Here is a 13,511-nt window from a genome sequence, read left to right on the forward strand (position 1 = left end):
GTGTTTTATCTTTATCATTTTTTGTTCTTGCGTTAAATTTGTGGAAAATTTTTTGGGTTAAGTTTTATAAGATTATGGCAGATGGGAAGGGATTCGAACCCTCGAAAGCTTGCACTTTACACGCGTTCCAGGCGTGCTCCTTCAACCGCTCGGACACCCATCTATGAAGCCTGGATTATAGCTAAAATTTAATAAGCGCAAACTTATATTTGAGTTTGATTGCGTTTGATGGAGGCGTCAAATTTGAGCACGCATAAGGGTTTTAGCGTCATAAAGGTGCGGGTTAGGGTGCAAAACCGTCAAATTTGCCGCCAAATTTACCTTAAATTTGAGCGAATTTACCCGCGCTTGCCCAGAGCGAAAACAAACATCCTGCACGCCTCGCGAAACGGTTTTATGTGACTAAGCATACGCGCGATAAGCCCCCAGCGGTGTTTGTACATATTTGTCATGGTGCCGATTTCTAGGCACTTGATGCGCTCTTTGTCCCATGCCTCGACCTCGTCCGAACCCTCTACGCTCATCTTAAATTTCACGTCTCCTTTCATAAATTTGAGCACGTCGTGCTTGCGCGTGTTTGATTTTGCGGCAAATTTATTTATCAAATCGGTGAGCAAAAGCCCCTCGAATCTCTCGCTCAAATTTAGCACGAACTCCCGAAACACCGCCTTTTCAAAATACATCGCCACGCCCTCTAGCACGAAAACGAACTTCGCGCCCGCGTGTTTTCTCGCTAGCTCGTCCATCCACGCGGTTTCTAGCATCGAGCACGCTAGGCTGTAGTTTTGCGGCGCTTTTTGCACGAGCTTATCGCGAAGGGCGATGACGTCAGGCAAATCAAGGTCGTAAAAGGTCGCCTCGGGGCAGAGTGGAGCTAGCCTAAGAGGCCTAGTATCAAGCCCGGCGCCTACTTGAACAATGACGGCGGTCGGGTGCTCGCGGGTAAATTTAAGTATGCAGTCGTCAAAAAACCTCGCTCGTATCACCGTGCCGACCCTACTTAGCGTCGAGCGGTCAAATTTGGCGAAATCATAATCTATCTTGCTCACGATGTCTCCCGAAAACTCGTCCTTTAGTATAGGCGTCGTTTCTTGGTTTTCCTTGCTTCTAAAGTATAAATTTATGAGCAGCGTCTCGGAGACCGTACCCTCAAATTCGATCTTTTCCATACGGTTTTTCCTTTTTATTTTGATAATCTTTATATAAATTGTAGTGCAAACGGCTTTAAAATTTTATAAAATTTAGCGTTTAACGCGCCGTTAATGCAATGTCGTTTATAATACGGCTTTAAAAACAAAAAAAGGCAAAAAATGAAAAAAATCCTCATCATCGCAGGCTCGTGCAGCAACGGCGGCGCGGGGTTGCAAGCCGACATCAAGGCGTGCGCGCACTTTGGCTGCTATAGCGCGACGGCGGTCACGGCGCTAACGGCCGAAAACACGGACAAGATCAAAAATATCGTATCGCTAGATCCGTCCTTTATCGCCGATCAGCTCGAGATGCTCGCGGCGGAGTTCAGCTTCGATGCCGTCAAAATCGGCATGCTCTTTAACGAACCCATCATGGACGTCGTACAGAGCTTTTTAGAAAAAAACTCCGCCCCCGTGGTGCTAGATCCCGTCTGCGTCTCGAAAATGGGGCACAAACTCATCAAAGATAGCGCCATCGAGAGGCTAAAAGAGCTGATGAAATTTGCCGCCGTCACGACGCCAAATTTGCGCGAAGCCGACGTGCTTTTTGGCGATGATTTTACGAATCTGCCGTGCGACGTGATCGTGAAAAAACACATCGTCGCGGGCAAGAGCATCGACACGCTCTACCGCAAGGACGGCAGCGTCCAAAACTTCGAGACGCCGCTAGCCGACCCGCTGGTTATCATCGGCGCTGGCTGCACGTTTTCTAGCTCGCTAGCCTGCCTGCTCGCTCGCGGCGAAAGCCTAGAAAGCGCCATCCAGCAAGGCAAAGAGTACATCTACAACGCCATAATCACCGGCATCGACACGAATCTAGGTGTGAGAAAACTGCTAAATCACGGGGTTAAATTTTAAATTTAGCGTGCTTGACGCCGTAAATTAGACTAACAATAAAAGAATTTGCGAGGATTTATGAGTATAAGCCACAAAACGTCTTTTATTATTATTTTTCTAATCGCGGCGATGGCCGTCTACTTAAATTTATACGACGGACGGGAGTTAGCGCGAAACTACGAAAAAAATCGTATCGAGATTTTAGCATTGCGTGATTTTGCGCGCGAGATTAGGCCTCGCGGAGTTTGGTTTGACCTGCGCTTGGACGGAGCCCGGGTTGAGACGTTTAGCGCCGTGAGTGCCGATAAGAACCAAACTGCGAGCTTCATCCGCGTAGATGAGCGAACGAGCGTGCAGGAACCACTGCGGATACTGGGCTGGGATGCACAGACCTTCGGCGAACTAAAAGCCAAACTAAAAAGCGCAAACGTCATAGGCGTAAGAATCTGGGGCAACGAGGCGTTTGGAGGCGAGCGCAAGACTACGATTTATTATCGCAATGAGGGCTTTGGGGGTGCTTATTATGAGATTTTTGACGACGCTTCGGACGAGATACTGCGAGGCGACAAAGAGGCGGGTTGCGACGATAGATTTCATTTAGACGGCGTAGCTTTGATTTATGACGGTGGGGCTACCGTAGATTTTATGTGCGTAAACAAAGACGGCAAAAATATAAAACGTAGATAAAAATCTAATTTTTAGATTTATGCTCTAAATTCGGGGTTGGTTTGACGGTTAAATTTGATCCGAAACGAGGAGAGATAAATTTACGGGCGGTTTTGTTAAATTTGACTACCGATGAGCTGATTTCTCGGCCTACTCGTTAAATTTGGATACGGATAACGGCGGCAAATTTAACCTTTATGCTTCTTATTATTTATCGGTTTTTTCCAAAGGTATTATAAGATTTATTTGCCTTTCTATCTCGTCTGCTTGTTTGTGCGTGAGGCCTGCTATTATGGTCATCTTGACTATACGATGTTGCGTCCTTTGCGCTATTTCTACGTGCGCCGGTAAAAAAGCGCGTTCAAGGGTGCGACAGTGGATTATATTTTCTGGTTTTATAATCTGATTTCCAAATATGAATCTATCTATAACAATCTTGTCTCTATAAATTTCAACGTAGTTAAAAAATATCACCGAGTATAGCAGCCAGATCAAAAGTGCGGAGCCCAAAATCCCAAGTATGCGCATCCAGCCGTCGTAATATATCGCAGTAGGCAAGGCGGGTACGAGCAGGAAAAAGCTGTACGAGATAAAGTCGATCAGCACCATGAGCGGATTTCGTTTGCCTAGCCTGTAAAGTAGCTCCGGCTCTTTATTTTCTTTGCCTATACTTTCGTTCATATCCTCCGCCTAAAGCCAAATTTTAAATTTATCCAGCCTAGTTTTATGCAAACGGCGAGCGGTTAAAATCGTCAAGTTGCACTGCCGTTTAAATTTACGCCGGTTTTCAAATTTGACCCAAATTTGCGCTCAAATTTAACCCGCACTCCCGCTTAGTCGCCATCAGATTTACCTAAAGCTTATCTGAGCGTCGTCCGTGCCGTCTTCGAGCGAGATGTTGTAGCCGCCGGTATTTGGCGGGCGTTTATAGATATCTTGCGGGCGGATATCCAGCACCTCGTCGCTGAAAAATATGCATTCGCGCTCGCCAGTATCCACGTCGCGCACCCAGATTTTACCGTCGTCCACGATCTCCTCGTCAAACTCTATCACGCGGTTTTCGTAAATTTTGCCCAGAAGTCGCTCGTGCAGGCGGTTCTCGCGCTCAAACTCTAGCTGCGCTTGCAGGCACTCCGCCTCATCGATGAAAATCGGCTCCAGCGCGATCTTGTCGCCGTCCAGTACGCACTCGAATTTCTCCAGCGTCGAGCAGTCCACCTCGCTGCCGCCCAGCCTCACGACGTCCTTGTTGCGCATAAAGTAGCGGTTAGTAAGGTTGCCCATCAGAGCCTCGTACGCCGTGCCGCCGATCGCGCGTTTGAGTAAAAACTCGTTTTGAAACGCCAGCACCAGCTCCACCTCGCACTCGCGCAGGATCTCTTCGTTTAGCTCGGTGTTCTCGCTCAGCAGCTTCGCCGACTCGTCGAGAAATAGGCTAATAGGCGTCTTTTGCTTCATCGTTACGCGCTTTAAAAGCTCGGGCAAGAAGCTGTTTAGCAGGAAGCTTAGCGCGCTTTTGTCGCAGCTAGCGGCGTTAAATATCACGATCTTGCCGTTATTTAGCAGTCCTGCGATACTCGCGTCGCCCGCAGTGCCCTCGCCGTCGCCGTTTAGCGAGTCGTCGTTCATGAGGCCCAGAAACGGCGACATCATCATCGAGTAGTTGCGAAAATCATCTCTCGTGCGCTCGTCGCCGATGTCCTTGTAGCGGCTCGTCGCGTCTAAAAACTCGTCCGCGGTTGCTATAAATGCGCGGTTTATCATTATCGTTTCGCGGGTGAAATTTAGCGTCGAGGAGTCGAGATTGTCGCAGATGAGGCTTAGCGCGTCTTTAAACTCGAGCATCTTTTCTAGGTCTTGCGAGAGGCGCAGTATCGTCGCCACGTCAAAGGTAAAATCCCGCGCGAGCGTGCGCACGTCGGCGTAAAAGGCATCCCCGTAGCAGTCGTTTAGCGGCGCGATTTTTCTAGCGAAAATTTTAAGCGCCTTTAAAACCTTAAAAAACTCCGTCGCGATGCTCGAGCCAAACTCCTCCCAAAACTTCTCCCTTGATTCCATCGGCTTTTTCACGCAGTTTTTAAAGTCGCGCGGCTTCATCGAGGCGATGAGGTTTATCGGCGCGTCCAGCCTTGCACCCACGCTCACGACGTCTTTTAGGCGGCCCGCTCTGCGCGCTAGAGCCTTGATCTTGGCGCTCTCACCGCCTTTATAATCCACTGCAAACACCGCGTAGCCGTTTTGCATACGGTCAAGCAAATTTGGATATATCATAGCCGTCGTCTTGCCGCTGCCGGTCTCTCCGATGATGGCCGCGTGCGTAAAGTCGCTAGGTATCAGCGCGCCTTTTTTCTCCGCGTTTTCCCGCGTTCTCGTAAATCCCATTATTTTTTGCATATTTTTCCTTGTCGGGGGCGATTGTAACGAAATTTGGTTTAAAGATTTAAATTTGACGAGGCGGCGAGTGGGTTAAATTTGCCGCGGGGACGGGATGAAAATCTAGCCTGCAAAACCCGCACCGCAAAAATGCTAGATCAAATTTGAGCTTTAGCGGAGCAGGGTGGGTTGCACTGAAATTTGGCTCAAATTTGGGCAAAATTCGGCTCAAATTTGACTCAAGCGGGCGAAATCAGTCCGCTTTTTTGCAAACGGCGGCCGAGTGCGTGAGTAGATCGTGCAAATTTAGCGCGTCCTTGCGAAAAAAACAGAGGCAAAGTCCGACCACGCTAACGCCTGCGAGCAAAAAGCAGATGTAACGGAGCAAAACGCGTGCGAAGCCGAGCTTGCGGCCGCTACGTAGGTCGATGAGGTAGATATTTTGCGAGCGGTAGCCGGGCGTTTGGGCTTTGATCGCAAAAAAGGCGCAGCATATGAGAGCGACTGCGAGATTTGCCCCGAATATCGCGGTTTGGTTGTGTAAAAAGTCGTCTTTGCCGTCCAAAAAAACATAGGTCGTGAGGTAATATATCGGCATGCCGATCAAAAAAAGATCGGCGATAAAAGCCTTTACTCGCGCGCCGATACCGGCTAGTTGCGCTTTTTTTTTCGCCAAATTTACTCCTTTTGTTTTTATTTTCGGGCGTGTGTTTTGGATTTTTGAGTGCCAATTTTGCTCGCTAGCACCCAAATTTATGCTCTTTTACTTTTGTTGCAGCAAATTTACGCCTGCTTTTATGCGTCGCCTCTTTGGCATGGCAAATTTACAGCTCTTTTCCGCTTGAGCACCGCTCGCGCCGTCTTAGCCGGCCAACCTTGCTCCGCTCGTAAATGGTGCTTCGTTTGCTGCCAGATTATGCGTTTTGCCTGGCGTAATCTTTACGATATCTGCCGCCTTTGTTTGTCTTTATCTGAACGCCCGTTTACGACGATTAATAATTTTCGCCCCGCGCATTTTTTCATCAAGCCTGCTTACGCTTGATTTATTATCAGCTCCATAAAATTTATCAAGTGCTGGTTTTAAATTTACGGCGTTCATCTCGCACTAAATTTTAAATTCATAAATTTCAGGACACTCTTTTGCGGGCGTAAATTTGCCTAAATTTGACGGTTGCCGTCAATTGCACAAAAACGGCAACGTAAATTTAATCCAGCTCCGATCGCGACTTATAAAACGCAACGGCCGATTTTACTTTATCGTCAAATTTGTCGCCAAAATATTGCACAACCTAGTCAAATTTGATCCATACTTGGTTTGCTTTGGTTGGCACCTGCAAAATCCATCCAAATTTCCACGGCTATATCAAGCTGAGCCGCGAAATTTACAAATTTAGTTACCTCTGCTGCCGGGCTTTATTGCTTTGCTTCCATCGGCGCAGAGCGGACAGTTTGCAGGCTCGTAAATCTCAAACTCAAAGTTGCCCAGCGCAAAAAACGGCTTGTCGTCGGGTAGTTTAGCGCCGGGTTTTGCGACGCTGCCCTCTAAATTTGCGACCTTGCAAAAGCCGCGATTAGCCAGCGCCGCAAACGCCACGACCTTGCCGCCTAGGCTCTCGATCACGCGCGCGGCCTCCAGCGCCGAGCCGCCCGTGGTGATGATGTCCTCGCAGACGACGAATCGTTCGCTCTCCCTCACCTCAAAACCGCGCCTTAGGCTCATCACGCGCTCGATCCTCTCGGTAAAGATGAAGCGCTTTTTTGCCGCGCGAGCTAGCTCGTAACCTGCCAAAATGCCGCCTAGAGCAGGCGAACAGATGCTGTCAAACTCTACGCCCGATTTTTCGATGACGGCGGCCAGCTCGTCTGCTAGAGCGCCTGCTAACTGAGGATCCTCGAGTACTTTGGCGCTTTGCAAATAAAACTGCGAGTGGTTGCCGCTACTAAGCAAAAAATGACCCTGCAAATACGCGCCCGCATCCTTGTAAATTTTCTCTAAATCCATCGTTTTTCCTTTGTAAAATTTGAGCGAATTTTACCCTAAGCGCGCTTAAGCTACTATTTTTTGAGCTTTTGGCCGCTTGCGATTTTGCGTTATTATAAGCTTCTGCCGAGCAAAAACGGCTAGCAATTTTAAATTTGGATATAAATTTTGGTAAAAGCGAGTATGGCGTGATAAATTTAAAATTTGGGCGAAATAAATAAACGCGCTTTGGGGTGTAGCAAAAGCGGACTAAAATTTATGCTAAATGCGAAATAGCGGAAGGTTTTTATAAAAGAAGCGGCTCGTCAAATTTAACGAGCCATACGTAAATTTTAAACTTTTAAAAGTTCGCTCTCTTTTTCTTTTACGAACGAGTCGATCTTTGACGTGTAGCTGTCGGTGATCTTTTGGACTTCGTCTTGTCCTTTTTTGCTCTCGTCTTCCGTGATCGCTTTATCTTTTTCTAGCTTTTTAACCTCGTCGTTGGCGTCTTTTCTGATGTTTCTGATGCTAACTTTCGCCTTTTCGCCGAATGCCTTAGCGTGCTTGGCGTTTTCTTGGCGTTGCTCGACCGTCATCGGAGGGAAAAATAGCTTCACGCTTTCGCCGTCGTTGTTCGGATTTACGCCGATATTTGCCGCAGAGATCGCTGCTGTGATGGTTTTTAGCATCGGTTTTTCCCACGGCGTGATGCTTATGGTGCTAGCATCGCTCGTTAGTACGGTGGCGACTTGGTTTAGCGGAGTCTGGCTACCGTAATAATCCACGTAAATATTATCGACTATGCTTATATTTACCTTGCCCGTGCGAAGCGTGCTAAAGTCGCGTTTTAGACCCTCGATGCACTTGTCGCTATGCTCTTTTTGTTTTTTGTAAATTTCATTCAGCATTTATATCCTTTACTAAAATTTTGGTCGTCGTTTTTCCGTTTACCTTAAGGCTCATTCTCACTTTATAGCGGTCGATCGGCTTGTTAAATTTAAGCGTCATTTGTCCATTTTCAAGCTTTACTTTTTTTGTTTCCTGTCCTGTCATCGAGAAGTAGCCGTGAGTCGCATTCTCGTCGGTTTTAATGATGATTTCGCTGATTTTATTGTCTTTTGGATAGTCTTGCGGAAGTATCCACTCGGCTTTTAAAAATTTACTTGCAAGCGCAGACGGTAGGTGAGTGCCGTTCATCGCAGGGATCCTGTCTAGTTCGTGCAGATCGCTATTTGCTGCGACCGCGCCGGAGTTTTGGCTCAGTATTACCTCGATACCGTGCTCAATTGCTACATCGCGCACCCTGTCGTTATATTCGCCGAAAGGATAAGCAAAATAGCGCGGCTTGTAGCCCATATTTTTTTCAAATTTGCTTATGCCGTCCTCAAAGTCGTTTTTTAGTTTCTCTTCGTTAAGCCCGACCATATGTAGGTGACCGTAGGAGTGATAGCCGACTTCGCCGTATTTTTCCATCTCTTTGATCTGTTCAAAGGTCATAAAGTCGCCGTATTTTCGCGCGGTAGCCTCGACGTAGATCATCAGCGCAAACGGATATCCGTACTCTAAAAATACCGGTAAACCTTTTTCGTAAAAGCTTTTGTAGCCGTCGTCTACCGTTAAAACGACCCAGTTATCAGATACTGGCTCGCCGTTTTTGATAGCGTCAACGAGCTTTGAAAGAGGGATGATCTCATAGCCTTTTTCTTTAAAATAATCAAACTGCTCGCGTAAATTTTTAATAGAGACGTTAGTGCTCGGGTGTCTGTCGTCGTCAAATCTATGATAGTTAAAGATATGCGCGTCTGCAAACGCAAACTGCGTCGCCGCAAACAATGCAAGCGCGGAAACTAATTTTTTCATTGACGCTCCTTATTTTTGCTCGCTTGTCGGAGCCGCAGGGGCTGCAGGAGCATTAGGAGCTTGCGGAACGACTGCTTCTGGAGCTGCAGGTAGCGACGAAGTATCGACGCTATCTATTAGAGATTTGCTGCTTTGCGTGTTGTAAACGTAGCTTAGCGCTAGGGTGTTTAGGATAAATAAAACGCCCACGACGAAAGTAAATTTAGCCAAAAATCCGGCCGGTCCTTTTGCGCCAAATAGGCTTTCATTGCTACCGCTGTACGCACCTAGGCCGATAGAGGAGCTTTTCTGAAGCAAAACGGCGATCGTTAAAACTACCGCGAAAATAAACTGCAATACTAAAAAAAGCGAATCCATAAAAATCCTTTTAAATTTTCAAAATTAGTCGCGATTATACTAAAAAAGTTTTGAATTTGGGTTAAATTTCTTTTTCTATCTCATAAAGTTCGTAGCGCACGGTCTTAAAAATCTCGGAAATTTTGACGTCGATGAGCTTAAAACACTCCTCTAAAACCCTTGCGCTTTCTTGCGCGCGTTTGATATTGGCGGTTTGCAAATCGTCCAAATTTAGGCGAATTTGCTCCTCTTTTAGGCTCGGTTTTAGCACGTCGTTTGCGGCGTCGCGAAATTTTATAAATTCCTTTTGCGGGATTTTTGCCTTGTGGCGGAGGTTTTTTATTTTTTTAGCAAGGGCTAGGGCGTCAAAGCCGTAACGTCTGACGTCCTCGACGACTCTAAGCCCTTCTTTTAAGCGGTTTAAATTTGCGTCTATTACGCGGTAGAGCCGCTCTTCGTTAGTCATCTCTACTAAAAATGCCTAAAATTTGAAGTAAAGAAACGAATAGATTAACGAAATCAAGATAAAGAGCGACTGCACCCTCGATCGGAGTTTCGTAGTTGCCGCGGATGATATTTTGCGTATCGTAAAGGATATATGCGCTAAATAAAACCGCGCCCACGCTAGCAATCGCAAGCTGTAAAACCGGGCTGTGGAAAAATATATTTATGATCGCAGCCACTAGTAAAACGATAAGCGTGATGAAAAGCATCTTGCCCATCGCGGTAAAGTCGCGTTTGGTGTTCATCGCAAATACGCTAAGTCCGCCAAATGCCACCGTCGTAAGCGTAAAGGCCTGAGCCACTATCGCTGCGCCTCCGGGCATCGCAAAAGTGCGCCCCAAAATAGGCGTAAGCGTAAGTCCGCTAACGAAAGTAAAGGCAAAAAGCAGGATCAAATTTAAGCCCGCCTTGCGTTTAGCAAACATTAAACCAACCAAAAGTCCTAGCTCAAGTATCACAAATAGCCAGTAGTTGCCCGCTACCGTAGCTCCCAGCGAGCTATAAAGCCCGACGTAAGCTCCGACGCTGGCGGCTAAAAGCGAAGCCGCGAAAAGCTGATAGGTTTGCTTGATAAACGTGCTAAGCGCGCTTTGCGAATATTCGCTCGCAACCTCGTGCTCTCTTGAGTTTGCATAGTTTCTGTCATATAAACTCATTTTTTCTCCTTTTTTAAATTTTGACGCAAATTTAGCCAAAAATAGGTAAATAAAATATAAAAAATCGCTGAATTTGACGCGCGAAAAGCAATTTAAAATTTTTTGACGAAGTTTGAAACGTTTTTGATATAATATTTTAAAAAATTATCGGGAAAATATAATGCAAGAAATTTTAGACGGCGCCGTCAAATTTATGGAAGAAGATTTTTTAGAGCACAAGGAGCTTTTTGAAAGCCTAGGCGAGAAACAGACGCCGCATACTCTTTTTGTCGGCTGTATCGACTCGCGCGTCGTGCCTAGCCTTATAACAAACACGGTTCCTGGCGACCTAGTAGTTGTGCGAAATATCGCAAACATCGTGCCCCCATACCGCAAAAGCGAGGAGTTTTTGGCTACGACCTCGGCGATCGAGTACGCCTTGCAAACGCTAAACGTACAAAACGTCATCATCTGCGGGCACAGTAACTGCGGCGGCTGCGCGGCTTTGTGGATGGACGAGGCTAAATTTAGCAAAACGCCAAACGTAAAGCGCTGGCTAGATCTACTAGAGCCCGTAAAAAAGCGCGTGCAAAAGCTTTTTGGTGACAATATCGCAAAAAGAGAGTGGATAACCGAGCGACTTAGCCTTGTAAATTCGTTTGAAAATTTACTGAGCTACCCCGACGTCAAGGCTAAATTTAGAGACGGAGAGTTAAAAATTTACGCCTGGCACTACATAATAGAAACGGGCGAAATCTACAACTACAACTTCGTAACAAAGAGCTTTAAACTGCTAGGAGTCGAGAAATGAGAAAAATTTTAGCCGCCGTTTTCGCACTTTTCTTTAGTTTAAATTTGCTCGCAAATACAGCAAGCGACGATCTAAACGCGACAGACATCCAAAGCGTCGAAAATCAAATCAACGCAGCAAACGCGCAGATCGCCGTTATCAAGGCGCAGTCCGCCGAAAATAACGAAACCGCCGATAAAAACGTACTTTTTAGAACGGTCCTAGAAAAAAAAGAAAAACTGATCGAGCAGATCCCCTATCTCGTCATGCAAATCGAAATCGACGAGGAGCAGGTGCAAAATTTCAAACAAGAGATGCAAGAGTTAGAGACGAAAACCAAAAAGCTAAAAAACTCTAGCAATCAAAATTTATACGTCAAAAATATGCTCGAGCTCGAGCGTATGCGGCTTGATGAGCTATTTTACTCCTCGCTTTTAAATTTGGAAAATATCTTTAAAGAGGGCGGCAAAGCCGTAAACGTCAAACTTGCCGTCGAGAAGACGCTGCTTAGCTTTCAGACGGAGTTTTACGCACAGTTTAAGGCTTTTAAAGACTCGTTAAGCGAAGAAGTAGCCCTAGCGCACAAAGGTGAACTAGACGTGCTAGAAGCGTACAAAAAGACGCTGGAAGAGATACTCTACTATCTGCGCGATAACGCCGAGCTGCTCACGTCAAACTACATCATCTCGGAGCTAAATTTAAAAACCGCGATAGATTTTATCAACGAAAAGGCCTCGTTTACGAGCAAATTTAACGTTGGCAAGGCTGCGATTATATTCGTAGTATTTTTGTTTTTCGTCTCGTTTACGACGCTACTTAGTAAGCTCACGCTGTGGGCGTTAATGAAATTTTTCGTCAAGCACGACTCGGATAGACAGACGAAAGGGCGCATCGTCGAGATTATCAAACGCCCGATGTTGCTCACCCTCATCGCCTACGCGATAGATATCTGCGTCTCGATCGCGTATTATCCGGCTCCTATGCCGATAAAATTTGCAAATTTCCTCACGATCACTTTCGTTATCGCCGTCACTTGGCTCATACTTAGCGTACTAAACGGCTACGGCATGGTGCTCATTAACGAACTCACCAAAAAAAGCGGGCGCAAAGAGGTGATAAATTTGATCCTAAAGATCATCTATTTCATCATCTTCGTTATCGCGCTACTTATCGTGCTTAGCAAGCTGGGCTTTAACGTCAGCGCCATCATCGCCTCGCTCGGTATCGGCGGCCTCGCGGTAGCTCTTGCGACTAAGGATATATTGGCGAATTTCTTTGCCTCCGTCATGCTGCTCTTTGACAACTCGTTCTCGCAAGGCGACTGGATCGTCTGCGGCGACATCGAGGGAACGGTCGTGGAGATCGGGCTTAGAAAAACGACCGTACGAACCTTTGATAACGCCCTTATATTCGTACCAAACTCAAAGCTAGCCAGCGATCCGATCCGAAACTGGAGTAGGCGAAAGATGGGACGGCGCATCAGGATGCTGATCGGCCTAGAGTACAGCGCCACGACCGAGCAGATCAAAAAGTGCGTCGATGAGATCAAGCAGATGCTAATCGACCACCCTGACATCGCAAAGGGCGACGATATGGGCTCTAAAAAGGCTAGTAGGTACGACCGCGGTATCGTTTCGATCGATGATCTAGCGGGCTATAAGTCAAATTTATTCGTCGTCGTGGACGAGTTTGCCGATAGCTCGATAAATATCCTAGTGTACTGCTTTTCAAAGACGATAGTTTGGGGCGAGTTTTTGGCCGTCAAAGAGGACGTGATGCTAAAAATCATGAATATCGTAGAGGCCAACGGGCTTGGATTTGCCTTCCCTAGCCAGAGCCTATACGTCGAAGAAGTGAAAAAATAATTTTAAAGGAGAGAAAATGAGCGAAGAATTTGACTACGAAGAAGAAGATTTGGAGGAAGAATACTCCGAATTTGACGACGAAAGATCCGAGAAATACAGCTATAACTACGACGAGAACGACTACGAATACGGCGACGAAGACGAAGAGGATAGCTACGAGATATGATTTGCGCTCAAATTCGGCTTTGCGGGGTAAATTTGCCGACGGGCCGAATTTGGAGCGTAAATTTGACTCGTAATCAAATTTAGACTAAATATTGAGTAAGGCGAGACGGCCGTTTTGCGTAGGCTCAGTTAAATTTAAACAGGCTTTGCGCCGATATACAAATTTATCCCGCTTTTGATGATTTTAGCGGCTGATGTCTTGCAATTTACGCATTTATATCTAGCTTTCGGATTTTATTTAGAGCTTCTAAAAGCTTGGTTACGTCCGCCCCTTTTTCTTGTTCGGCTTTGATAAATTTCTCGAAAAACTCGCGCTTTATATCCTTA

General features: G+C 46.3%; 15 protein-coding genes and 1 tRNA gene. 5 read left to right on the plus strand and 11 right to left on the minus strand.

Going from position 1 to position 13,511, the window contains the following annotated elements; translation table 11 throughout:
• Nucleotides 1–75: 75 nt before the first annotated feature.
• A tRNA-Ser gene (locus H740_RS03670) sits at nt 76–163 on the minus strand.
• 175 nt (nt 164–338) lie between these two features.
• Complete coding sequence (locus H740_RS03675; RefSeq protein WP_002951399.1) at nt 339–1,169, minus strand: class I SAM-dependent methyltransferase; 831 nt, start codon at nt 1,167–1,169, stop codon at nt 339–341.
• A gap of 141 nt (nt 1,170–1,310) precedes the next feature.
• Here H740_RS03675 and H740_RS03680 point away from each other — a divergent pair, with 141 nt between their 5' ends.
• A complete protein-coding gene (locus H740_RS03680) occupies nt 1,311–2,048 on the plus strand; it encodes a hydroxymethylpyrimidine/phosphomethylpyrimidine kinase (protein ID WP_002951400.1) in 738 nt (245 codons plus the stop codon).
• Between the two features lie 57 nt (nt 2,049–2,105).
• The gene (locus H740_RS03685) at nt 2,106–2,714 is read left to right on the plus strand and encodes a hypothetical protein (protein ID WP_002951401.1); all 609 of its coding nucleotides are present in this window, start codon (nt 2,106–2,108) and stop codon (nt 2,712–2,714) included.
• A 186-nt stretch (nt 2,715–2,900) separates the two neighbouring features.
• Here the strand turns inward: H740_RS03685 and H740_RS03690 are convergent, their stop codons facing one another.
• From H740_RS03690 to H740_RS03735, 9 genes are all read right to left on the minus strand, one after another.
• Nucleotides 2,901–3,374 (minus strand): hypothetical protein, encoded by a 474-nt coding sequence (locus H740_RS03690; protein ID WP_002951402.1) that lies wholly within the window; start codon nt 3,372–3,374, stop codon nt 2,901–2,903.
• A 168-nt stretch (nt 3,375–3,542) separates the two neighbouring features.
• Nucleotides 3,543–5,120, minus strand: coding sequence for a type IV secretory system conjugative DNA transfer family protein (locus tag H740_RS03695; protein WP_269430619.1), 1,578 nt, complete (start codon nt 5,118–5,120; stop codon nt 3,543–3,545).
• A gap of 199 nt (nt 5,121–5,319) precedes the next feature.
• Nucleotides 5,320–5,742, minus strand: a complete 423-nt coding sequence (locus H740_RS03700; protein ID WP_034957227.1) for an RDD family protein — start codon at nt 5,740–5,742, stop codon at nt 5,320–5,322.
• 714 nt (nt 5,743–6,456) lie between these two features.
• Complete coding sequence (gene pyrE, locus H740_RS03710) at nt 6,457–7,068, minus strand: orotate phosphoribosyltransferase (RefSeq protein ID WP_002951406.1); 612 nt, start codon at nt 7,066–7,068, stop codon at nt 6,457–6,459.
• A 311-nt stretch (nt 7,069–7,379) separates the two neighbouring features.
• Nucleotides 7,380–7,937, minus strand: coding sequence for a ribosome recycling factor (frr, locus tag H740_RS03715; RefSeq protein ID WP_002951407.1), 558 nt, complete (start codon nt 7,935–7,937; stop codon nt 7,380–7,382).
• On the minus strand, nt 7,927–8,889 hold the full coding sequence (locus H740_RS03720; protein ID WP_002951409.1) for a polysaccharide deacetylase family protein: 963 nt from the start codon (nt 8,887–8,889) through the stop codon (nt 7,927–7,929). The genes frr and H740_RS03720 overlap by 11 nt, the downstream gene beginning before the upstream one ends.
• 9 nt (nt 8,890–8,898) lie before the next feature.
• The gene (secG, locus tag H740_RS03725; protein WP_002951410.1) at nt 8,899–9,246 is read right to left on the minus strand and encodes a preprotein translocase subunit SecG; all 348 of its coding nucleotides are present in this window, start codon (nt 9,244–9,246) and stop codon (nt 8,899–8,901) included.
• Nucleotides 9,247–9,307: 61 nt separating this feature from the next.
• Nucleotides 9,308–9,691 (minus strand): hypothetical protein, encoded by a 384-nt coding sequence (locus H740_RS03730; RefSeq protein WP_002951412.1) that lies wholly within the window; start codon nt 9,689–9,691, stop codon nt 9,308–9,310.
• Nucleotides 9,684–10,385, minus strand: coding sequence for a Bax inhibitor-1/YccA family protein (locus H740_RS03735; protein ID WP_002951414.1), 702 nt, complete (start codon nt 10,383–10,385; stop codon nt 9,684–9,686). Before H740_RS03735 ends, H740_RS03730 begins: the two co-directional genes overlap by 8 nt.
• A gap of 160 nt (nt 10,386–10,545) precedes the next feature.
• Here H740_RS03735 and H740_RS03740 point away from each other — a divergent pair, with 160 nt between their 5' ends.
• The 3 genes from H740_RS03740 to H740_RS11885 are packed head-to-tail and all read left to right on the plus strand — an operon-like array spanning nt 10,546 to nt 13,185.
• Nucleotides 10,546–11,175, plus strand: coding sequence for a carbonic anhydrase (locus H740_RS03740; protein ID WP_002951417.1), 630 nt, complete (start codon nt 10,546–10,548; stop codon nt 11,173–11,175).
• The gene (locus tag H740_RS03745) at nt 11,172–13,019 is read left to right on the plus strand and encodes a mechanosensitive ion channel family protein (RefSeq protein ID WP_002951419.1); all 1,848 of its coding nucleotides are present in this window, start codon (nt 11,172–11,174) and stop codon (nt 13,017–13,019) included. Before H740_RS03740 ends, H740_RS03745 begins: the two co-directional genes overlap by 4 nt.
• A gap of 16 nt (nt 13,020–13,035) precedes the next feature.
• Nucleotides 13,036–13,185, plus strand: a complete 150-nt coding sequence (locus H740_RS11885; protein WP_002947016.1) for a hypothetical protein — start codon at nt 13,036–13,038, stop codon at nt 13,183–13,185.
• Nucleotides 13,186–13,511: the final 326 nt, after the last annotated feature.

It is taken from the genome of Campylobacter showae CC57C (assembly GCF_000344295.2).
Lineage (GTDB): Bacteria > Campylobacterota > Campylobacteria > Campylobacterales > Campylobacteraceae > Campylobacter_A > Campylobacter_A showae_B.